General features: G+C 63.5%; 17 protein-coding genes and 10 pseudogenes. 17 read left to right on the top strand and 10 right to left on the bottom strand.

Going from position 1 to position 21,647, the window contains the following annotated elements; genetic code table 11:
- From LY284_RS38620 to LY284_RS07820, 12 genes and pseudogenes are all read left to right on the top strand, one after another.
- Positions 1–105 (top strand): annotated as a pseudogene (locus LY284_RS38620) (CopG family transcriptional regulator); the annotation flags it as partial.
- 35 nt (positions 106–140) lie between these two features.
- Positions 141–320 carry a hypothetical protein gene (locus LY284_RS07870; RefSeq protein ID WP_233387195.1) on the top strand — a complete coding sequence of 60 codons (180 nt, stop codon included), beginning with the start codon at positions 141–143 and terminating at the stop codon, positions 318–320.
- 382 nt (positions 321–702) lie between these two features.
- Positions 703–1,639 (top strand): annotated as a pseudogene (gene trbB, locus LY284_RS07865) (P-type conjugative transfer ATPase TrbB).
- 53 nt (positions 1,640–1,692) lie between these two features.
- Entirely contained in the window at positions 1,693–2,004 is a 312-nt protein-coding gene (locus LY284_RS07860; protein ID WP_031290822.1) for a TrbC/VirB2 family protein, read from the top strand.
- On the top strand, positions 2,001–2,282 hold the full coding sequence (locus LY284_RS07855; protein ID WP_155178416.1) for a VirB3 family type IV secretion system protein: 282 nt from the start codon (positions 2,001–2,003) through the stop codon (positions 2,280–2,282). The genes LY284_RS07860 and LY284_RS07855 overlap by 4 nt, the downstream gene beginning before the upstream one ends.
- Positions 2,279–4,832, top strand: a pseudogene (gene trbE / locus LY284_RS07850) (conjugal transfer protein TrbE). The gene LY284_RS07855 and the pseudogene trbE overlap by 4 nt, the downstream one beginning before the upstream one ends.
- Positions 4,717–5,841 (top strand): P-type conjugative transfer protein TrbJ, encoded by a 1,125-nt coding sequence (gene trbJ / locus LY284_RS07845; RefSeq protein ID WP_233385673.1) that lies wholly within the window; start codon positions 4,717–4,719, stop codon positions 5,839–5,841. The pseudogene trbE and the gene trbJ overlap by 116 nt, the downstream one beginning before the upstream one ends.
- Positions 5,838–7,170: pseudogene (gene trbL / locus LY284_RS39205) on the top strand (P-type conjugative transfer protein TrbL); the annotation flags it as partial. The gene trbJ and the pseudogene trbL, both read left to right, overlap by 4 nt.
- Before the next feature lie 8 nt (positions 7,171–7,178).
- Positions 7,179–7,861 (top strand): annotated as a pseudogene (trbF, locus tag LY284_RS07835) (conjugal transfer protein TrbF).
- Positions 7,858–8,878: pseudogene (gene trbG, locus LY284_RS07830) on the top strand (P-type conjugative transfer protein TrbG). Before trbF ends, trbG begins: the two co-directional pseudogenes overlap by 4 nt.
- The gene (locus LY284_RS07825; RefSeq protein WP_233385656.1) at positions 8,878–10,137 is read left to right on the top strand and encodes a TrbI/VirB10 family protein; all 1,260 of its coding nucleotides are present in this window, start codon (positions 8,878–8,880) and stop codon (positions 10,135–10,137) included. The pseudogene trbG and the gene LY284_RS07825 overlap by 1 nt, the downstream one beginning before the upstream one ends.
- Positions 10,134–10,340: pseudogene (locus LY284_RS07820) on the top strand (DUF2274 domain-containing protein); the annotation flags it as partial. The gene LY284_RS07825 and the pseudogene LY284_RS07820, both read left to right, overlap by 4 nt.
- A 33-nt stretch (positions 10,341–10,373) precedes the next feature.
- On the opposite strand, the gene LY284_RS07815 reads toward LY284_RS07820, so the two are convergent.
- The 5 genes and pseudogenes from LY284_RS07815 to LY284_RS07800 form a co-directional block, all read right to left on the bottom strand.
- A complete protein-coding gene (locus LY284_RS07815; protein ID WP_155178434.1) occupies positions 10,374–10,679 on the bottom strand; it encodes a hypothetical protein in 306 nt (101 codons plus the stop codon).
- 70 nt (positions 10,680–10,749) lie between these two features.
- A complete protein-coding gene (locus tag LY284_RS07810; RefSeq protein ID WP_233385654.1) occupies positions 10,750–11,391 on the bottom strand; it encodes a LysR family substrate-binding domain-containing protein in 642 nt (213 codons plus the stop codon).
- Positions 11,391–11,642: a LysR family transcriptional regulator gene (locus LY284_RS38610; RefSeq protein WP_309243194.1), complete on the bottom strand. Its 252-nt coding sequence runs from the start codon at positions 11,640–11,642 to the stop codon at positions 11,391–11,393. The genes LY284_RS07810 and LY284_RS38610 overlap by 1 nt, the downstream gene beginning before the upstream one ends.
- A gap of 480 nt (positions 11,643–12,122) precedes the next feature.
- Positions 12,123–13,342 (bottom strand): annotated as a pseudogene (gene pcaF / locus LY284_RS07805) (3-oxoadipyl-CoA thiolase).
- Between the two features lie 46 nt (positions 13,343–13,388).
- Positions 13,389–13,964: an NADPH-dependent FMN reductase gene (locus LY284_RS07800; RefSeq protein WP_230461330.1), complete on the bottom strand. Its 576-nt coding sequence runs from the start codon at positions 13,962–13,964 to the stop codon at positions 13,389–13,391.
- Positions 13,965–14,228: 264 nt separating this feature from the next.
- Here LY284_RS07800 and LY284_RS07795 point away from each other — a divergent pair, with 264 nt between their 5' ends.
- Together LY284_RS07795 and LY284_RS07790 are read left to right on the top strand one after the other, a co-directional pair.
- A complete protein-coding gene (locus LY284_RS07795; RefSeq protein ID WP_233385652.1) occupies positions 14,229–14,957 on the top strand; it encodes a nitroreductase in 729 nt (242 codons plus the stop codon).
- Positions 14,958–14,972: 15 nt separating this feature from the next.
- Positions 14,973–15,512, top strand: coding sequence for a DUF4863 family protein (locus LY284_RS07790; protein ID WP_155178442.1), 540 nt, complete (start codon positions 14,973–14,975; stop codon positions 15,510–15,512).
- A gap of 288 nt (positions 15,513–15,800) precedes the next feature.
- Here the strand turns inward: LY284_RS07790 and LY284_RS07785 are convergent, their stop codons facing one another.
- Together LY284_RS07785 and LY284_RS39200 are read right to left on the bottom strand one after the other, a co-directional pair.
- Positions 15,801–16,226, bottom strand: a complete 426-nt coding sequence (locus tag LY284_RS07785) for a hypothetical protein (protein WP_233385650.1) — start codon at positions 16,224–16,226, stop codon at positions 15,801–15,803.
- Positions 16,227–16,290: 64 nt separating this feature from the next.
- Positions 16,291–16,482: pseudogene (locus LY284_RS39200) on the bottom strand (LysR family transcriptional regulator); the annotation flags it as partial.
- A gap of 225 nt (positions 16,483–16,707) precedes the next feature.
- Here LY284_RS39200 and LY284_RS39195 point away from each other — a divergent pair.
- The 3 genes and pseudogenes from LY284_RS39195 (at position 16,708) to LY284_RS07760 (ending at position 19,475) form a co-directional block, all read left to right on the top strand.
- Positions 16,708–18,112, top strand: a pseudogene (locus LY284_RS39195) (aldehyde dehydrogenase family protein).
- A gap of 380 nt (positions 18,113–18,492) precedes the next feature.
- Entirely contained in the window at positions 18,493–18,873 is a 381-nt protein-coding gene (locus LY284_RS07765) for a hypothetical protein (protein ID WP_233385632.1), read from the top strand.
- 41 nt (positions 18,874–18,914) lie between these two features.
- Positions 18,915–19,475, top strand: coding sequence for a helix-turn-helix transcriptional regulator (locus LY284_RS07760; protein ID WP_233385630.1), 561 nt, complete (start codon positions 18,915–18,917; stop codon positions 19,473–19,475).
- Positions 19,476–19,509: 34 nt separating this feature from the next.
- Here the strand turns inward: LY284_RS07760 and LY284_RS07755 are convergent, their stop codons facing one another.
- Genes LY284_RS07755 through LY284_RS07745 form a run of 3 tightly spaced genes read right to left on the bottom strand, consistent with a single transcriptional unit; the run spans position 19,510 to position 21,647 of the window.
- Complete coding sequence (locus LY284_RS07755; protein ID WP_155178449.1) at positions 19,510–20,619, bottom strand: DUF2817 domain-containing protein; 1,110 nt, start codon at positions 20,617–20,619, stop codon at positions 19,510–19,512.
- 9 nt (positions 20,620–20,628) lie between these two features.
- Positions 20,629–21,213, bottom strand: a complete 585-nt coding sequence (locus LY284_RS07750; RefSeq protein WP_233385627.1) for a DMT family transporter — start codon at positions 21,211–21,213, stop codon at positions 20,629–20,631.
- Positions 21,156–21,647, bottom strand: a complete 492-nt coding sequence (locus tag LY284_RS07745; protein ID WP_233385626.1) for a DMT family transporter — start codon at positions 21,645–21,647, stop codon at positions 21,156–21,158. The genes LY284_RS07750 and LY284_RS07745 overlap by 58 nt, the downstream gene beginning before the upstream one ends.

Here is a 21,647-nt window from a genome sequence, read left to right as displayed (position 1 = left end):
ATGCGCGTCCGTCTCAACGTCTATTTTCCGCCCGAACTGGCCCGCCAGGTGAGCGAGCTGGCGATCCGCCGCCGCATCTCGCGCTCGGCTATCGTGGAAGCGGCCGTTACGTCCTGGATGTCGCCGGACGGCTCGACCGGATGGAGGCCGCGTTCGCGCGGCGGCTCGACCGTCTCTCGCGCCAGGTTCAGCGGCTCGAACGCAACACCGGCCTCACCACCGAGGCGCTGGCGCTGTTCGTGCGTTTCTGGCTGGCGGTCACGCCACCGCTGCCCGACGAGGATCAGGCGGCGGCCCAGGTCAGGGCGCAAGCGCTATGAGGGTTTTGTCGAGACGCTCGGCCGGCGCTACGCCAGCGGCAAGAGCCTGCTCGATGAGATACCGGAGGATATTGCAGGTCGTGACGGCGGCTCAGCCGACACATGACAGTGTGCGAACCAATCGGGGCCGGCCATGCGCGACTCGGCCAGCTATGTTCGCGAAAATAGCGCGGGCGGAGAGCGGCGCCGAAAGTGTCCGACCGCAACGCGCACTTATCTACCGCCGTCACTACTACGCCCTGACATAGTTGTTGCCCCGCGCGATTTCCTGTCTCTCTTGATGTGCCCCTGACGCCGGGCGGCGGTTCGCCCGGCCCAATTCAGGGGCCGTTCGCTTCCCGTCCAGTCGATCCGATCCGAAGCGAACATGCGCGGCGCGCGGATGCTGCGCACGGCGCTGGGGCCGTCGATCGCGGCCTGGCTCGACGATGCCGCCGTGATCGAGGTGATGCTGAACCCGGACGGCCGGCTGTGGGTCGACCGGCTGGGCGAAGGCATCGGCGACACCGGCATGATGCTCGGCGCGGCGGATGGCGAGCGCATCGTGCGCCTGGTCGCGCACCATGTCGGCGTCGAGGTCCATGCCCGGTCCCCGCGCGTCTCGGCCGAACTACCCGAAGGAGGGGAGCGGTTCGAGGGCTGCTGCCGCCTGTCGTCGCCGCCCCGGCCTTCGCGATCCGCAAGCCGGCCGTCGCGGTGTTCACGCTGGGCGACTATGCCGCGGCCGGCATCATGTCGTCCGCCCAGGCGGACACGCTCCGGCAGGCTGTTTCGGCCCGCGCCAACATCCTCGTGGCGGGCGGCACCGGCGGCGGCAAGACCACGCTGGTCAACGCGCTCCTGGCCGAGGTCGCAAAGACGACTGATCGCATCGTCCTGATCGAGGACACGCGCGAGCTTCAGTGCGCCGCGCCGAACCTTGTCGCCATGCGGACCAAGGATGGCGTCGTCTCGCTGTCCGATCTCGTGCGGTCCAGCCTGCGCCTGCGTCCCGACCGTATCCCCATCGGCGAGGTGCGCGGCGCGGAGGCCCTCGACCTCCTCAAGGCCTGGGGCACCGGGCACCCCGGCGGCATCGGCACCATCCACGCCGGGACCGCGATCGGCGCGCTGCGCCGCATGGAGCAACTCATCCAGGAGGCCGTCGTCACGGTCCCCGCGCGCTGCTGGCCGAGACCATCGACCTTATCGCCGTGCTGGTCCGCGACGGGCACGGCCGCCGTCTCGCCGAACTGGCCCGCGTCGAAGGGCTCGACGCCGCGACCGGCGACTACCGCCTCACGCCGCTCATCACCCCCCAGACCGGAGACCTGCCATGACCAACGACGCCAAGCCCATCAGGACCATGAAGGGCCGCCTGCTCGGCGGCACCATGCTCGACCGCCTCGGCCATATCGGCATCACCGCCGCTGGCCTGCTCTACGCGATGCCCGCCCATGCGGGCGGATCGTCGATGCCGTGGGAAGCGCCGCTGCAAAGCATCCTCGAATCGATCGAGGGTCCGGTTGCCAAGATCATCGCGGTGATGATCATCATCGTGACCGGCCTGACCCTGGCCTTCGGCGATACGTCGGGCGGGGCGCGGCGAATGATCCAGATCGTGTTCGGCCTCAGTATCGCGTTCGCGGCCAGCTCCTTCTTTTTGAGCTTCTTCTCGTTCGGCGGCGGGGCGCTGATCGCATGACGGGCGCGGCCGATCACGGCGAGCCCATCGCGGGCTATTTCGCGCCGGTCCATCGGGCGCTGACCGAGCCGATATTGCTCGGTGGCGCCCCGCGTTCGCTCGCCATCGTCAATGGGACGTTGGCGGGCGCGATCGGCCTGGGCCTGCGCCTCTGGATCGCGGGCCTCGCCCTCTGGGCCATCGGTCACGCGCTCTCGGTCTGGGCGGCGCGGCGCGACCCGCAATTCGTGGACGTGGCCCGCCGCCACCTCCGCTATCCGACGTGGATGCGGCCATGATGAGCCTGCGCGAATACAGGAACCACGCCGCGCATCTGGCCGACTTCCTGCCCTGGGCCGCGTTGGTCGGCGAGGGCGTCGTTCTGAATAAGGACGGGAGTTTCCAGAGGACGGCGAAGTTTCGCGGCCCCGATCTTGACAGCGCGACGCCGGCCGAGCTGGTCGCCACCACCGCGCGGCTCAACAATGCGCTGCGCCGGCTGGGCTCGGGCTGGGCGATCTTCGTCGAGGCGCAGCGCACGCCCGCGCTCGACTACCCGGAATCCGATTTCCCCGATCCCGTCTCGGCGCTGGTCGACATGGAACGCCGGGAGCAGTTCCGCGAGGAAGGCGCGCATTTCGAGCGCGGCTATTATCTGACGCTGCTCTGGATGCCCCGGCCGAGGACGCCGCCCGCGCCGAAACCTGGCTCTATGAAGGCCGTTCCGGCACGGGCGTCGATCCGTGGGAGTTGCTCAAGGGCTTCACCGACCGCGGCGATCGCGTTCTCAATCTGGTCGAGGGCTTCGTGCCCGAGGTCCGCTGGCTCGATGACGCCGAGACGCTGACCTGGCTGCACAGCACGATCTCGACCCGTCGCCAGCGCGTGCGCGTGCCCGAGACGCCGATGCACCTCGATGCGCTGCTCGCCGACGAGCCGCTGACCGGCGGGCTCGAACCCCGTCTGGGCGACCATCATCTCCGCACGCTCACCATCACCGGATTCCCCAGCGTCACCTTTCCCGGCCTGCTCGACGAGCTGAACCGGCTCGCTTTCGAGTATCGCTGGTCGACGCGGGCGATCATGCTGGACAAGACCGATGCGACGAAGCTGCTGACCCGCATCCGCCGCCAGTGGTTCGCCAAGCGCAAGAGCGTCGCGGCGATCCTCAAGGAAGTCATGACCAACGAGGCATCGACGCTGCTCGACAGCGACGCCTCCAACAAAGCCCTGGACGCCGACACCGCCCTGCAGGAGCTGGGCGCCGACTATGCCGGCATGGCCTATGTCACCGCCACGGTGACGGTGTGGGATCGCGATCCCGCGATTGCCGCCGAGAAGCTGCGGCTGGCCGAGAAGATCATCCAGGGCCGCGACTTCACGGTGATCCCCGAGGGGATGAACGCCATAGAAGCGTGGCTCGGCTCACTTCCGGGCCACACCTACGCCAACGTCCGCCAGCCCCCGGTCTCCACCCTCAATCTCGCCCACCTGATCCCCCTGTCAGCGGTATGGGCGGGGCCGGAACAGGACGAGCATTTCGGACAGCCCCTTTGCTCTACGCGAGGACCGAAGGCTCGACCCCGTTCCGGTTTTCCCTCCACGTCGGCGATGTCGGCCACACCCTGATCGTCGGGCCGACCGGCTCGGGCAAGTCGGTGCTGCTCGCGCTGATGGCGATGCAGTTCCGCCGCTATGCGGGGGCGCAGGTCTTCGCGTTCGACTTTGGCGGCAGCATCCGCGCCGCCGCGCTCGGCATGGGCGGCGACTGGCGGGATTTGGGCGGAATGCTCGCCGACGAGGCCGGCGATGGTGTCCAGCTTCAGCCGCTCGCCCGGATCGACGATCCGGCCGAGCGCGCCTGGGCCGCCGAATGGCTGGCCGCGATCCTCGCCAGCGAGAACGTCACCGTCGATCCGCAGGCGAAGGACCATCTCTGGTCGGCGCTGACCTCGCTCGCCACCGCGCCGGTCGCGGAACGCACCCTGACCGGGCTCGCCGTTCTCCTCCAGAGCCAGCAGCTCAAGCGGCATTGGCGCCGTGGTGCGTGGGTGGCGCCTGGGGCCGACTGCTCGACGCCGAGCGAACGGCTCGGCGACGCGGCGATCCAGGCGTTCGAGACCGAAGGATTGATGGAAAGCGGCGCGGCGCCGGCCGTGCTCTCTTATCTGTTCCACCGCGTCGCCGGCCGGCTCGACGGCAGCCCCACGCTCGTCATCATCGACGAAGGCTGGCTGGCGCTGGGATCGCCGGCCTTCGCCAAACAGCTATCGGAATGGCTGGTGACGCTGCGCAAGAAGAATGCGAGCGTCATCTTCGCCACCCAGTCGCTCGCCCAGATCGAGGGCAGCCCGATCGCGCCCGCCATCGTCGAGAGCTGCCCGACGCGCATCCTCCTGCCCAACGAGCGCGCGGCCGAGCCGCAGATCGCGGTGATCTACGAGCGGTTCGGGCTCAACGCGCGGCAGATCGAAATCCTCAGCCGGGCGACGCCCAAGCGCGATTATTACTGCCAGTCGCGGCGCGGCTACCGCCTGTTCGAGCTGGGGCTGGGTGAGGTCGCGCTGGCCTTCGCCGCCTCCTCCTCCAAGACAGACCAGCTCGCCATCGCCGGGATCATCGAAACCCACGGCGTAGACGCCTTTGCCGCCGAATGGCTGCGGCATCGCGGCTGCGCCTGGGCCGTCGAGCTTCTTCCTGAAGCCCATCGCCACCCCACCAGGAGTTGCCCCTATGAAGTCCACCATCCTGCGCCGCGCCCTTACGGCCGGCGTTCTCGCCACGTCGAGCATCATCGGCATCACCGCGTCCGCACCAGCGCACGCGCAGTTCGGCGGGATTGTCTATGATCCCACCAACTACGCGCAGAACGTGCTGACCGCCGCCCGGTCGCTGCAACAGATCAACAACCAGATTCAGCAAATCCAGCAGCAGGCGACCAGCCTCATCAACGAGGCGCGCAATCTCGCTTCGCTGCCGCTCTCGACGGTCGACACGCTCCAGCAGCAGGTCCGGCAGACGCAGCAGCTGCTCGGACAGGCCCAGCGCATCGCCTACGATGTTCGGAACATCCAGCAGGCGTTCGAGGGCCGCTACAAGGGAACCGCGCTCACCGGCACCAACGCGCAGATGATCGCCAACGCCAATGCGCGCTGGGAGGACAGCGTCGGCGCGTTCCAGGACGCCTTGCAGGTGCAGGCGGGCGTGGTCGGCAATATCGACGACGCCCGCACCACGATGAACAGCCTGGTCACGGCCAGCCAGTCCGCGACCGGCGCGCTCCAGGCGGCGCAGGCGGGCAACCAGCTTCTCGCCCTGCAATCGCAGCAGCTCGCCGACCTCACCGCCGCCGTCGCCGCGCAAGGCCGGGCGCAGTCGCTCGACGCCGCGCGACGAGGCCGCGATCGAGGCGGAAGGGCGCGAACGCTTCCGCCGCTTCTTCGGCCGCAACTGACGGGAGCCCTGCCAATGTCCCGCAACGCCAAGATCGCCGGTGTCGCAGCGCTCGGCGGCATCATGCTGGCCGTCGCGCTTGCTGGCTTGCGTGAACCGAACGACCCGCCCCTCGGCGCGGTCCTTCCTACCATTGAGCAGGGAGAGCAACAGAAGCGGCTGACGCGCGAACTGGAGCGTTGCGCTTCGCTCACCATGCCGGATTCCGGGTGCGAGCAGGCATGGGCGGCGAACCGCCGCCGCTTCTTCGGAAAGGATAGCGACGCGCCCGCGACGGCCGGGAATGCATCGCTCCCCGCCGCCTACAATAGCGCGGGCAGCGATGGCAGCCGGGCGAACGAGGCTATCCGGCCGGAGCTGCCCGGCAACTTTGTCGCCGATCAGGCCGGGAGCACCGCGCCATGAGCGATACCGGCATCGTCGATACCTTCCTCGACACCTTCTCCACCTACATCGATTCCGGCTTCGGCCTGCTTGGCGGCGAGGTCGGCTTCCTATCGTCGACGCTGATCGCGATCGACGTGACCATCGCCGGGCTATTCTGGGCCTGGGGCGCCGACGAGGACGTGATCCAGCGGCTGGTCAGGAAAACCCTCTATATCGGCGCCTTCGCCTTCATCATCGGCAATTTCCAGTCGCTTGCGACGATCGTGTTCGAGCTTCGCCGGGCTGGGCCTCAAAGCGAGCGGCGGCACGCTGACAATCGGCGAGTTCATGAAGCCGAGCACCATTGCCGCCAAAGGGCTGGATGCGGCGCAGCCGCTGATCGACGCGGCCGAGGCGTTCAGCAGCCTGTGGGCGGTATTCGCGAATCTCGCGATCATCGTCGTGCTGCTGCTGTCCTACCTGATCGTCATCCTCGCCTTCTTCTTCATGGCCGGGCAGGTCTTCGTGACGCTGATCGAGTTCAAGCTGGTGACGCTGGCCGGGTTCGTCCTGCTCCCGTTCGCCTTCTGGAACCGCACCTCGTTCATGGCCGAAAAGGTGCTGGGGCATATCGTCTCCAGCGGGATCAAGGTGCTCGTGCTCGCCGTCATCATCGGGATCGGCACGACCTTGTTCAGCACGTTCACGGTCACGATCGGACCCGAGCCCAACGCGCGGCAGGTTCTGGGAATCGCGCTCGGCGCGCTGTCGCTGCTCGGCCTGTCGATCTTCGGCCCCGGCATCGCCAACGGCATCGTCTCGGGCGGCCCGCAGCTCGGCGCGGGCGCAGCGGCCGGAACCGTGCTGGCGGCAGGCGGCGCGCTGGTCGGTGGCGCAGCCGCCGCGAAGCTGGGCCTGGGCGCTGCCGCCTCGACCATAGGCGCGACCGGCCGGATGACCGGCGCCGCCTCGTGCGGCGCGCGCATGGCTGGCGGCGCAGCGGGCGCTTACAGCGTCGGCTCGTTCGGCAGGAGCGGCGCGGGCGCGGTGGCGGGCGGCATGGCCGCTGTCGGACAGAAGGCGGCGAGTGGCGCTGCCAGTGCCGCGTTCTCGCCGCTGCGCCGGATGGCCGGAAAAGCCGGCGCATCCATGAAGGATAACTTCCGCACGGGCGCCCGCGCCCGCCACCGTGCTGCGCCCCCATACGGAAACACCGCGCCCGCAGCCCCGGCTTCCGCTCAGCCCGCATGGGCCTTGGCCATGAAGAACCGCCAGTCCGCCAGTCACGGCGCGACCGTGCTCGCCCACACGATGAAGGCCGGCGACAGCCACGGCGGCGGCGCCGGTCCCGACGTCAAGGAAGGGAATGATCCGAAATGTTCCGACGACCCACCATCCGCTACGGCGAGACCCCCGAGCCCGCCACGCCCTATCAGCGCGCAGCGCAGGTCTGGGACGACCGCATCGGCTCCGCCCGCGTGCAGGCCAGGAACTGGCGCCTCGCCTTCTTCGGCGCGCTTGCCTTGTCGGGCGGGCTCACCGCCGGCCTCGTCTGGCAATCCGCCCGCGGCCACATCGTTCCCTGGGTGGTCGAGGTCGATCGGCTGGGTGGAAACGCAGGCGGTCGCCCCGGCCGAAGCCGGCTACCGCCCGACCGACCCGCAGATCGCGTTCCATCTCGCCCGCTTCATCGAGCAGGTCAGAGCGATCCCGGCCGATCCGGTTATCGTCCGCCAGAACTGGCTGCGCGCCTACGACTTCACGACCGATCGGGGCGGTGGCGCTCAACGACTACGCCCGCGCCAACGACCCCTTCGCCAATGTCGGCCGGGTGCAGGTCGCGGTGGACGTGTCGAGCGTGATCCGGGCATCGCCCGACAGCTTCCGCGTGGCCTGGATCGAGCGGCGCTATCAGGACGGTAGCCTCGCCGCCACCGAACGCTGGTCCGCGATCCTCACCGTCGTCGTGCAGCCGCCGCGCACGCCCGACGCCCTGCGCAAGAACCCGCTCGGCGTCTTCGTCAACGCTTTGAATTGGTCAAGGGAGCTGTCGCAATGACGCACACGCCATTTCGCCGTTCCGCCTCGGCGGTCCTGCTTGTCTCCGCCACCGCGCTCGCCGGCTGCGCCCCCCCATCGGCGAAGCCGCCCTCCATAACCTACGACGATCCGCCGCGCGAGATCGCGGCGACGCCGGCCGCGGAACCGCCGCGCCCCGTCGAGGTGGTGACGATCCCCGAACCTCTGCCGCTCCCCGGCCAGGTGAAGCCGGTCGCGGCCGGGCGGCGACTTCCGAGCCCGCCGATCCGCGCCGCCGCGTCGGGCAGCCAACGCCGCCGCGCGCATCCAGCCCACCCGCGACGGCTATGTGAACGCGATCCAGCAATATCCATGGACCGAAGGTGCGCTCTATCAGGTCTATGCCGCGCCCGGACAGGTGACGGACATCGCCTTGCAGGAAGGCGAGCAGCTCGTGGGGCCGGGGCCGGTCGCGGCCGGCGATACGGTCAGGTGGATCATCGGCGACACGGTGAGCGGCAGCGGCGCGACGGCGCGCGTGCATATCCTCGTGAAGCCGACGCGGCCCGACCTTTTCACGAACCTCATCATCAACACTTCCCGGCGCACCTATCATCTGGAGCTGCGCGCGACGGCTTCGACCTACATGGCGTCGGTATCGTGGACCTATCCGCAGGACGCGCTGATCGCCTTGCGCGGGGCCAACGCCGCCGCGGCATCCGCCGCCCCTGTGGCGAGCGGACTCGACCTCGCCGCGCTCAATTTCCGCTACCGGATCGAGGGCGACCGCGTGGCCTGGCGTCCGGCCCGTGCGTTCGACGACGGCCGGCAGGTGTTCGTCGAGTTTCCGGCCGGGATCTCGCAGGGCGAGATGCCGCCGCTGTTCGTGACCGGCCTGGCCGACGACGCCGAGCTGGTCAATTACCGCGTGCAGGGCCGCTACATGGTGGTGGACCGGCTGTTCACCGCCGCCGAGCTGCGCCTGGGCGACCGGCGCAGCGAGCGGCGCGTGCGGATCGTGCGCGACGGCGCGGAACCGCGCCGCAGGGGGCGGTGATGGCCGATCCGCCGCCACGCCCGTCCAGCCTGCACGTGAGCAATCTGTGCCGGCCGCGCCGCAGGCATCCCCGCAACCCGCATCCGCGAATCCCGCCGCCTTCCAGCTTCGCGGGCCGGCGCCGCGCGTCATGCGCCTGTCGAGGAAGGCGCTGGCCACGCTCGGCGTCGTCGCCGGCGAGCATCGGCGGCTCGCTTTATTATGCGCTCGCGCCCAAAGGGAGAAGGCGGCCAGGGAACTCTACAATACCGACAGCCGCGCCGCGCGCGGAGACCATCACGTCGGGGCCGAAGGATTACGGCCAGGTTCCGAAACTCGGAAAGCCGCTCCCCGGCGATCTCGGCGGGCCGATCGTCTCGGCGCAGCAGCGCGGGCAAGACGTGCCCGCGCCGCCGATCGGCGCGCAGCCCGATCCGCGCGCCCAGGCCGCCGAAGCTGCGCGCCAGCGCATCGCCCAGGAACGCGACGCCGCCCGCACCAGCACGGTGTTCCTTGGGCAAAGCGGTGCCGGGGCCGTCGCGATGCCATCCTTGCCCGGATTGGCGATAGCAGCGCCGGACACCTCCGCTCCGCAATTCCCGGAACAGCAAGACGGCTCAGCGGCGCAGGGCGATCAGGCCGGAAAGCGGGCGTTCATGGCGCAGGCCGCCAACCGGCGCACAGTCAGCGCCGAGCGGCTGACCGCGCCGGTTTCGCCCAACATCGTGCAGGCGGGCAGCATCATCCCCGCCGCACTCATCACCGGCATCCGCTCCGACCTGCCCGGCCAGATCACCGCCCAGGTGACGGCTAACGTCTATGACAGCCCCACAGGGCGCATCCTGCTCATTCCGCAGGGCGCGCGACTGATCGGCGAATATGACAGCGAGGTTGCTGCGGGGCAGACCCGCGTGCTGCTCGCCTGGGACCGGCTCATCATGCCGGACGGCCACTCTATCGTTCTCGAGCGCCAGCCCGGCGCCGATGCGGCGGGTTATGCCGGCTTGCAGGACCGCGTGAATCAGCATTGGGGCAATCTGCTGAAAGCCGCAGCGGTCTCGACCTTGCTCGGCGTCGGGACCGAGCTGGGGGCCGACAGCGAGGACGACCTGACTCGCGCGCTCCGTCGCGGCTCGCAGGACACCATCAATCAGACCGGCCAGCAGATCGTGCGGCGGCAATTGAATGTGCAACCGACACTCACCATCCGGCCGGGGCATCCGCTCAGGATCGTCCTGACCCGCGACCTTGTATTGGAGCCCGTTGGAGGCACACGATGACGAAACTGAAGCTGGGGCCGATCCCGGAGGACAAGCCCGTCAAGCTCGCCGTGGAGTTGCCCGCCACCGTGCATCGCGATCTCGTCGCCTATTCAGACGCGCTCGCGAAGGAGACCGGGCAACAGCCGTTCGCACCGGAGAAACTCGTCGCGCCGATGCTGGAGCGGTTCATGGCGACCGACCGCGCCTTTCGCCGGCATCGCGCGCAGGGAGTTGAAGGCGGTGTAAATCCCGCCTCAGTTGCCGAAGAACCGCTTGTGCCGCGCCCTGCCGTCCGCCTCCGTGACGGCCATCTCGGCATTGAAGCATTCGTCGCCGCGCACCGAGCCTTCCGCGCATTGCGTCAGAACCTGCCGGGCCTCGCCGAGATGCGCCGCAAAATACTGCTTGCCGCGCGGCTCAGCCGGCGAAGCAGCGGGAGCCGGGCTCGCGACGACTTGCGCCTGCTCGACCGGCGCGATTACCGGCCGGAGCACGAAACCCGCTCCGAACCCGACGATCAGCGTGACCAGCACGATGATGAGTGTCTTGCCTTGCGCCATGACGCGCTCCTTTCTCCGGTTGCAAATCAGGCCGGCCATTGGTTGCGATCCGGCTTGTTAACGTCGCATGTCACTGTCTCGCGCGTTCACGGAATGTCGAACGACAGTGCATGGCGGTCGCGCACGAAGGCGAGGAACCGCCGCAGTGCGGGATTGCCGTTGTCCTCTCGCCAATAGCCGGAATAGCTGACGAACGCCGGTCCCTGCTCGCCGAGGATGGGCCGATGACGACGTCGGGATAGCGCGCGCCGGTCCCACCCTCGCAGATGATCGAGACACCGAGCCCGCCGCCGAGCACGCTCAGTATCGCTTCCCGGCTCGCCTGGTGCATCCTGATATCGGGAGGCTCGCCCGCCATCATCAGACGGCCGAGCAGTATGTCGCGAATCTCCGGGCCGGGATCGGCGCCGGGCAGCAGGAAACGCTCGCCACGCAGATCGGTCCAGTGAACGGTCTCGCGCCCGGCCAGGACATGACTGTCGGGCAGGGCGATCATCACGCGCTCGTTCCAGAACGACGCGTGCCGGAAATCGGCGTGGTTCGCTTCGCCCACCAGGATCGCGATGTCGATCTCGCCCGTATCGAGGCCGGCAAGCAATGCGCCCCGGTCGGCCTCCACGCCATCGACCTCGACGTCGGGGTGGGCCGCGCGCCAGCCCAGTATCGTCGCGCGCAGATGGCCGGCCGAAATCGCGCTGTTGTGCCCGATCATCAGCCCGCCGGCGCGCCCTGACCAGCCGCCCGCATCATTGTCGCCATCTTTTCCGCGTTCGCCACCATCGGTCGCGCCGCGCGGATGAACTGCGCGCCGGCAAGGGTCATGGTGACGCCCGCTTGCGAGCGATTGAAAATTCTGCCGCCGATCACCCGCTCCAGCTTCAGGATGGCGCGGCTCAGGGTGGATTGCTCGACGTCTAGCGCCCGCGACGCGCGATATAAGCTGCCGTGATCGGCTGCTGCAATGGCAAATCGGGTTGGCGAATGTCGAAAGGCATCGGAACTCCTTCGACATTCATTCCACGCGAGGCGCGGTCAGAAGTGACTGATAACTTCTGGCTTGGCGGCTTTTGGCAAAGCATCTCAGCGTTGTTTCAATACTGGAGAGGACCGAATCCTTAGTTACGTCGCCAGGATGGACGGCCACCCGAACCGTCAACAGCGGATGAAGCACCTGGCGAGCAAGCGCTGCGGAGGCTAGAGAAGACGCCGTCCTTGCAGTCGATCTGCTTGCCCAGGTGATCACTGGTGCGGTCGAAGTCCCCCTACGGTGTCTCAGGGAATGAGAACCGAAGCTCATGCCGCAGGAGGCGGCCTGCACCAAAGCGACAAGGACGCCTCTCGACTGTAGGCTACTCGAAGCCGTGACGGGGTAGTCGGCGAACGCCATACAAGTCGATCGACTAAGGTGCGGATACAGCGAGGCCACGCGATCATGCCTACTTTCTAATTTCGACGCCCGGCCGCCTCAGATTTTTCGAGCAGTATTGCGACGCCTTGACCGACTCCGACGCACATTGTGCAGAGAGCCTTGCGTGCACCGCTGCGAATGAGTTCCTCAGTCGCTGTGAGTACGAGCCGCGTGCCGGACATCCCAAGGGGTGGCCCAGCGCGATTGCTCCACCGTTCGGATTGACGTGGTCGGCACAGTCGGGAAGGCCGAGTAGCCTCAGGACCGCCAAACTCTGGCTCGCGAATGCCTCATTGAGCTCGATCACATCGATCGAGCTCAATGGGATGCCGAACCGCTCAAGGAGTTTCTGGCTCGCTGGCGCGGGCCCGATCCCCATGATGCGGGGTGCCACTCCCGCGACAGCTGCCCCGAGGATTTTCGCCCGCGGCGCAAGCCCGTAGGAGTCAACTGCTGCCTTGCTGGCCACAACGATTGCGGCAGCCCCGTCGTTGATGCCGCTCGAATTGCCGGCGGTTACTGTCCCGCCATCACCGGCGATGGGCTTCAATGCCGCTAGCCGCTCGATTGTAGTCGCACGAAGATGTTCATCATGCTCGAATTTTAGTTCTGTGCCCTTTGGCCCAGCGACCCTCACCGGTACGATTTCCAGTGAAAGCCGCCCACTTATTTGGGCGGTAGCCGCACGACGCTGGCTTTCCAAGGCGAAGGTGTCTTGGTCGTCTCGGCTTATACCGAACTCGTGCGCGACGTTTTCGGCGGTCTCCGGCATGGAATCGGTTCCGTATCGCTCCTTCATCAGGGCATTTGCGAACCTCCAGCCTATGGTGGTGTCATGGATCACGTTGGCGCGCGAAAACGCGCTTTCCGCTTTTGGCAAGACGAATGGCGCCCTAGACATGCCTTCCACACCGCCGGCCACTATCAGATTTGCTTCTCCTGTCTTGATCGCGCGAGCAGCAAGGATGACAGCGTCCATCCCCGAACCGCAAAGCCGGTTGACCGTCGTACCCGGGCATTGCTCGCCAAGACCAGAAAGCAGAGCCGACATACGTGCGATGTTACGGTTGTCCTCGCCTGCCTGATTGGCACAGCCAAGAATTACCTCATCGACATTTCCATCGATAAGCGGCCACTCGGACTTGAGAGCGGAGAGCGGCACCGCAGCGAGATCGTCGATCCGAATACTGGACAGACTTCCGCCATAGCGTCCGATGGCGGTGCGCACGGCCCCGCAGATATAAGCTTCGCTCAAGTCAGTTTCCCTCTGTCGCGTCAGACCGAGCGGCCGGTCAATTTCGTCAGCCGGATATCGCGTGATTGTCAGGCGCATTCGCCCAGTTCGTCATGCGGATGACATCCTCCAGCTTTCGCAACTGAGCTTCGATCATGGTACGCAAGGTGCCATCGAGAAGCTGCGAACGATCCTCGCTGAACTTGCTTGGCGCCAGACCCACGAAAATCTCGGGCGTCGCTACCAGATTGGCCTCAAGAAAGGTCAGCATCATCCGCATGTGATATTGCATTCGCGCTCCACCGAGCGGGCCGGCGCTCGCGGACTGAAGAGCAACAGCCTTTCCTTTCAGCGGCTGATTCTCGACTCGCGAAAGCCAGTCGAAAGCATTCTTCAGCGCTCCCGGGATGGTCCAGTTATATTCTGGACTCACAATTACCACTCCGTCGGAGCGGCGAATGGCTTCCGCCAGCGCGAGGACTGCTTCGGGTGTCCCGGCGCGCTGATGTTCATCGGCGTCATAGAATGGAAATTCAGCAAAGGACGGCGCGGTATCCATCGCAAACGATGCAGGTGCGAGCGACGGGAGCAGGCGGAGGAGTGCCGAGTTGTAAGACCCTGCCCGGAGGCTCCCGCTGATCATAAGTACGCGTACCGACATTCCGTATCCCCATGCAGAAAAGATCTGCAGCGACCTATCGTCTTGTGATGATTAGCGTCAAACTTGGGGCTTTGATCGTTCCCTGGAATTTTATCTTTAATAAACAGGAAGTTGTAGTCGCTTCATGCTCGTGATGAGAGTGCCGCATTTGGGTAATGCGTACTATTCACTTCTGAGTGATCGATCCGGGTGGCAAATCCGAAGGAGCATTGCCCCGTTAGTGCAGGCATTTTGGAGCCGTACAGGTTGAGACCTCTCAGTGAAAAACGAGCGACCCTTCGGGTTCGGGATCGTGATCATGCTTCGATCGACGACGTCATCCGGTCGAGGACCTCGACGCGAAAATTCAGGACCGAGCCGGTTGGGGAGGAGCTGGTACGCGAAATCCTCGATGCCGCGCGGCACGCGCCGAGTGGAGCGAACATCCAGCCTTGGCGGGTTTATGTGGTTTCCGGCGAAATTCAGCACAAGATCGGCTCGACTCTCCTCCTGGCGCATGAAACTGAGAAAGACAGCTACGCTTCCGAGTATGCCTATTATGCGGAAGAGCTGCCGGAACCCTATCTTTCCCGGAAGAAGGACTTCGGCAGAATATTCTACGGATCACTGGGAATCGAGCAGGCCGACATGACGGGACGTGCACGACAGACCGGCAAGAACTATGGATTCTTCGGCGCTCCGGTCGGTCTCATCGTGACGATTGATCGACGTCTGGAACAGGGCAGCTGGCTGGATCTGGGAATGTTCCTGCAGAATATCATGCTGAGTGCAAAAGGGCGTGGCCTGAGCAGCTGCCCTCAGGAAACGTTCGCGAAGTACCACAAGCTATTGCGGACACTTCTCCCCATTGCAGATGCGGAAATGGTCGTTTGTGGAATTTCCATGGGCTTTGAGGAGGACGGCAACGCCATTGAACCTCGTTTGATGCCCAGAGCGCCAGTCGATGAATTTGCATGTTTTCTCGGCTTCAATTGAGGATTGGATTTATCCATGGGACATCGCGATCAGCTGATCGAACGCAGCATTTCCTTTCTCTCTGAAGTGAAGGACATGACCGCAAGCCGCGACTTGGAAGTCTGGCTGAACGAGAAGTACGGCCCCGCTACCGACACATATCGTGAACTCGCTACACTCATTCGATACGGCATCGACGAAGGTTGGGCGGCAAACCAGGAGATCGCTGGCAAGAGCTATCGTCGCAGCCGAATCATCGAGCCAGGGCCAGAAACCTTTCATTTCAGCATTACCGCCGTCTTCATGGACAGCAACGATGCGCGTGCCATTCGCGACGCGGACGGAGAGATCATCTTGCGTGGCGACTACCATGGTCATCCCTACGGTGAGTTGAACATGGTGGTTCCGATAGACGAGGGTGCCCAACTCCGCGGCTTGCACGGCTGGCAAGGTCCGGGCTGGACGGCTCCGGACCCAGGAAGTCGGCACTATCCCGAGGTGCGTGGCGGTGCGGTGATTGCATTGTTCTATCTTCCGGCAGGCCGCATCAGCTATGACTTTGCTCCGCCTAACTGATCGCCGTCGGAAACCAGACGAGATACCAAGCTCCGCAAAATGCTTCTGAACCATATCAATCCTTCATCCTTGTCGGATCGCTGGTGCCAGATCATGCCGATCTGCTGTGAGGCACAGGGATAGGGAAGTTTGTCGAGCCTTACTGGATGGGTCCTGCAGAAATGTGCGCCTAGCGGGTGTGGAATGATGGCGGTGAGATTTGCCTCCACGACAAGCTCGGGCAATAGCAGCGCATGGGGGATGGCCAACAATGGACGGGGTATCAAGCCGCAATTCCGAAATGCGCGCTCAAGTGCTGCCTTGTCGTACATCTCGGTTCTTCGGCCCAATCCTTTCATAGAAGAAGCCGCCGATTGCGCCCTCTTCTTCGCCGCCGACGGACACCACGGCCAGTCGCCGGCTATGCAGTTGGTCGGATCTCTCGATAGGCGTGCTGCCAATGGGAGAGATCAGCACGTCGCGATAGGCAGCCATCGGATCGAACCGCATGTGCTCGGGCCATTCTGAGAAGCTTCCCAAGGCCACATCGATCCGACCGAGATCAATCATCTCTCCCAGATCCACGCGCGTGCCCGGTTTGACGACTAGAGATACACCGGGCGCGCTGCGCCCGAACTCGCGCAGCAGGTTTTGAACCGTGAGTATCGAGTGCGTCGCTCGCGGCCAGCGTAAACGTACGATCCGATGTGGCAGGATCAAATTCTTGCCGTTCAACAGCTGTCCGAACTATCGCCAGCGCCGCCACGATCTCCGGAGCGAGTTCCAGCGCGCGTGCCGTTGGCTTGAGACCCCTGCGTGTTCTCAGAAATAGGTCGTCGCCGAGCTGGTCGCGGAGGCGGGCGAGGGCGTGGCTGACCGCCGATTGGCTCGTGCACAGCAGGCGACTGGCCCGGAGGGCGCTCCGCTCCTCCATGACCGCCGCGAAAACGCGAAGGAGGTTGAGGTCCAGCTGTTTGAACGATGGGGCCATTGAACCATATTGCCGGAAAAGACGGACAAGCACTTTTGTTCTGGCCGCTCAGACATTTGAAGGCTTCCATATGGCTGCACAAACGAGCCGCATCGGAAGGGATGCGTAATGTGCAAGTCCGCATAAGCAAATGACCGCCGGGCAAATGTGGCAGCTAGCCGTTCCCCGCATAAACTTCCCGATCATCGATTGTCCGTGAGGCGGACGAGGCTCGGAGGCAACGGCATGGAAAACTATAGGATGTTGGTAGGCGGTAGCCTCATCGACGGAGACGAGATGGCCGATGTCATCAATCCGGCAACGGCAACGGTCGTTGCGAAAGCGCCTGTGGCAGACGCTGCTATTGTCGAAGCCGCCGTCTCAGCAGCGCATGCAGCGTTCGCGAGCTGGTCCATCGTGCCTCAGGCCGAGCGCGGCCAACTTGTCGCGCAACTTGCGAGTGGCATCGAAGCACAAAGCGCAAAGTTTGCTCGACTCCTCGTCGAGGAGCAGGGCAAGCCTCTCGGACTTGCCGAAATGGAAGTCGGGCAAACGGTTTACATTTTGCGCGCGTTTGCGAGCATGGAAACGACCGAGGAAGTCCTTCGCGATAATGAGGGAGAACGCATAGTCGAACATCGCACGCCGCTCGGGGTCGTCGCCATGATTACCCCTGGAACTTCCCATTGCTTCTGCTGGCCACCAAATTGGCTCCGGGTCTGACTGCCGGCAATTGTGTCGTTGTCAAGCCAGCCCCGTCGACGCCCTTGACAACTCTGCTTCTGGGCGAGCTTTGCGCTGACATTTTCCCTGCCGGTGTCGTGAACATCATCAACGGACCAAGCCAGATCGGAGCGCTGCTGACGGAACACCCACTCATCGCGAAGATCGCGTTTACAGGTTCGACGAGCACGGGGCGCCACGTAATGGCGAGCGCCGCATCGACGATCAAGCGCCTGACCTTGGAACTAGGTGGCAATGACGCTGCCATCGTGATGAACGATATCGATCCTGAGGAAGTCGCCGAGCGCATTTTCGCTGGCGCAATGGTGAACTCGGGCCAAGTCTGTGTCGCCATAAAGCGGGTATATGTTCACGAGAATGTGTACGATGCGGTATGCGAGCGGCTAGCGGCCCTTGCTGAAGCTGCGGTCGTCGGTGATGGTTTTTCTCAAGGTGTGCAATTCGGGCCGTTGCAGAACGAAGCGCAATTTGCGCGCGCAAAAGAGTTTCTCCGGGAGGCTGCGAGAGATGGCACGATCATTGCCGGCGGCGATCCTATCGACCGACCGGGCTATTTCATTCCCCCGACGATCGTTCGTGATATTGACGACAGCGCGCGGCTGGTGACCGAGGAGCAATTTGCTCCCATTCTTCCGATATTGAAGTATGTCGACCTTGACGATGTCATTGCGCGCGCCAATTTTGGTACGTTCGGATTGGCCGCTAGCGTCTGGGGCAAGGATCTCGATGCCGCCTATGGCATCGCTCAAAAGCTCGATGCTGGAACGGTTTGGTAAACAAGCATTTCGACCTCCCGCCGGATGTGCCTTTCAGGGGGGCAAAGCAGTCGGGCCTCGGCGCAGAGCTCGGCCGCGAGGGCATGGCCGAATACAGCCAGCCCAAGATCATTAACATGGCCACTCAGTAGAGTCGGCTTCTTGGTTGATGGCCGGAGGCGAATCGGTTGTGCGATAGCGCCGAAAAGGCTATAGTGTCAGTTTGATCGAAAGAGTGAATCAAAGTGAGTGACGTCAACTCAGATGAATGAGCCGCAATAACGATCGATATCGTTGTTGCGGCGATGAGCTGGATGCAGTCAACGCCTGCGTGCTGCGTGCAGGATGCCGCTATATTTCTGCGGAGTTCTGTCATGCTGGCGTTGACTCGGCGCTATCGCCGTCACCTGTCTTCCTATCTATTTGACGCAGTAAATGCGGCGTATGAGCCATTGCTGCGCTCATATGATCAATATCTTCATGTTCGACGCATGTCGTTCGTCGGTTCGTGGCACATCGGGGAGGAATCCCTATGACAGCCATGCTCGCAGAACGAATGCTGAATCTGGTCCCACGCGACTACGAGATCGTCGAGCGCGAAGATGTCGGTTTGACCGCTCTGATCGCGACACGGCCGCAAAGGATGGACGCGGAGGGGTTCCGGAACGTCCTGATATTCCCAGGTGGTGTAACGGTAAGCTGGGCTTCGCTCCATCGTCTCCGAGATGTGCAAGAAAGTGAGGAGAGCGATGGCGCCCTCCGGATCCACATACGCATGGCAGGGCGTTCCATCATCACTTCTGCATCAGCTCGATCATTCGAAATCGAACCAGAAGCTGCACCGTACCAATCAGCCCTGCGGGAGTGGTGCGTACTCAAAGCTTTTTTTCGGGGGACGAAGAGCGATCTGTAACGGTTTCGTGCGACAAAAACTACTTGATAGAGTATCTCGGCTTGGACCCGAGCCTATACTCCGGGGCGCTCAGTGACTACCTGAACGACGTGAACGGGATATGCGGGATCATATCTACCGATTTGTCGTTCGAGCTTCGAGAAGCGGCCGCCGCTTTCTTCGAGGCTGCTGGTGCACCGTTCGCTCGCTGTCTCCTTCTGCAATCCAGAGCCAATGACATCATTCGCATCTTCTTCGAGCAGATTGTTCGGCGAGATGCTCGCGGTTCGCAGCCGCGGTCAAGAGACAGACTCGCTGTCGCTCGCGTCATGAAAATCCTTGAGGACAGGTATCAACAGCCGCCGCCTGCAAACGAAATTGCTCGCCAAGCCGGCATGAGCTTGTCGAAGCTTAGCAAGCTGTTCAAGGCAGTCGAGGGTAAGACGATGATGGAATATCTCCTCATGGTAAGGATGCGGCGGGCTTTGGACCTGATGCGTGAGGGCGATCTGTCGATAACGCAGATTTCTTACGAAGTCGGATACGAGTACCCGGCCAATTTTTCGACGGCTTTCCGACGGTTTTTCGGCACATCGCCTCGTGAAGCACTGTCCCAAGTCTGACCCAAGGCGAGGCTGGACGCTTCACCTGCCGAGCTTAACATCGGTCTGGCAAGCGGCGAGAAATGTCTGCGAGCACCTGGTCGAAAATCTGCTCGCCTCGATGCAGAACATAGTTCTGCCAGTGCGGATCGTCGGGCGCGAAGAAAGCTTTGAAAGCATCGCGTGCCGCTTTGAGCCTCGGATCGTCAGGCGTGCTGGCGAGATGCCGGGTATGGCGATGCTCGTTGATCATTGCAGCGACGAGCTGCGGCTGCGGTAGCGTGCCGATCTCGAGCACGCCGGCGATTACTTCCGCGTCTGGAAGCATCGCTTCGTAACCATCAGTCGTGTGACCGGTCGTTTCATACGTGGTGGCGGTAGGGCGAGCCCGAGGAGCGAGAATCCAATCGCCGAATACCTCGTGAGCTCGTTCGAGCTTCGAGCCCGTCTGCATCGCGACAACGCAACCATGAGCGTAAGGCCCGTAGCCGGTGTGATAATCTACCATGTAGACGTGCCGCGCTGATCTCCCTTCCTCAGTGATGATTTGCTCGATCGTGCTGCGGGACCAGGCCGGTTCCTTCCCCCCAAAGCCAATGCCGCTCGGGAAATGATACTGTCCGGAGAGGGCCACGTTGATGAAGGCTCCCAAGCCATTTTCCTCGATGAACCTTTCAATGATTGCGTCGGAACCTGCGACATCCGCAGGTTCCAGAGAAGCAGAGTCGATCGCCTCCTGAAGATCGATGAGCCTTTCCGAAACCTCTGTCTGCGTCGGAAATACGGTGAAGTTTCGGCACAGGTCTACATTGTCTTCCGTATAGCGCCGGCCATGAGCCGAGCCCCAGGGGTTGATAGCATGGATCAGCACGACCTTGACGTCCGCAGGCAAGGCAGCGAGCTTTCCGCCATTGACCAGGTCGATCTGACAGGCGGAACCTGCGATCAGTTCAGGGCCATGAACGCCGGAGGTGAGGAAAACGGTGTTGGCCGCTTGTGGGGATCCGAAGACAGCTACATCCACGTGTAGAGGCTCACCGGATGGTCCGCTTAGTGGATGTTCGATCGAATAGATCCTTGCAGCTTTGCCCGTCGTAGCCTGCAGAAAGTTATCACGTGCTGCCAAGTACGTTTGATTGAATACCTGCAGGTTTTTAGACATCATCGATCTCCTTTAGGAAAATCTAGGGAGGTGTGGTTGGGACGCTTTTGCCTCTTTGGCGAAAATGATTGAGCGCTCATCGAGCAGACACGTGTTGATCTTCGGGTTTTCGGCTCGGCTGCCCGATCGATGGTTGACCAGATAAAGTCCGAGACCGACGAGCGCTCCGCCGATAATCTGATGGAGCCCCAGCACCGAACCAAGAAAGGGCACAGCGAGGAGGGATGTGAAGAGGGGAGCAAGGAAGAGGAAGCTGCTTGCCCGTGTTGCCCCACCCTTGGACAGAGCGACGAACCAAAGCCCAAATGACCCGGCCGAAGCAGGTATGGAAAGCCAGAGAAACCATATTACCTGGGCAAAATCGAGATGTGTCGGCCAGCGCTCACACTTAAGCTGCGCGATCGACATGAGAGTTAGGGCACCAACGAGCATCTGCCAGAAGTTGAGCGTGGCAGGCCGCAGGTTTGGCTGAAACTTTCTATGTGCAATTGTTGCCCCCGCCCAACAGAAGGCGGCCGCGATAGCCAGCCCGTGGCCAATCAAGCCGTTTGCGGACACCGTGATCTTGCCCCGACGATGACGGGGATACCTGCGCATCCGACGACCATGCCAAGGCGATTTATCCGGTTGAGCTGCTCACCCAGCGCCCTTCCTGCGACGAGCATCACGATCAACGGGTTCGTGAAGAGGAGGATCGCAACGGTCGCAGCATCGATGAAGCGCATAGCTGCAGACACCAACGCCATGACCGCCGCAATCTGAAGGAGACCGAGCAGCAGCGTCAGGACTGCATCGCGCCGGCGGGGCGAACGCCAGCGAAATCCATCGCGTGGAGATTCCATCAGAAGAAACGGGAGAAGTGAGAGCGTCGCAACGAGAAAGCGGCACCCCGATAGCAGCAGCGGAGGCAAGCCACTCTTCAAGAGCAACTGTGTCGCAACAAAGCTTGAACCCATTAGGAAGGTCGATGAAAAGATTATAACCAAAAAGCTGGCGCCTTGCCCCGAAGGCGACCTCGAAAAAGGAGACAT

It is taken from the genome of Caballeronia sp. PC1 (genome assembly GCF_021353155.1).
Taxonomy (GTDB): Bacteria; Pseudomonadota; Gammaproteobacteria; order Burkholderiales; family Burkholderiaceae; genus Caballeronia; species Caballeronia cordobensis.
This window is presented reverse-complemented; position numbering and strand designations above follow the sequence as displayed.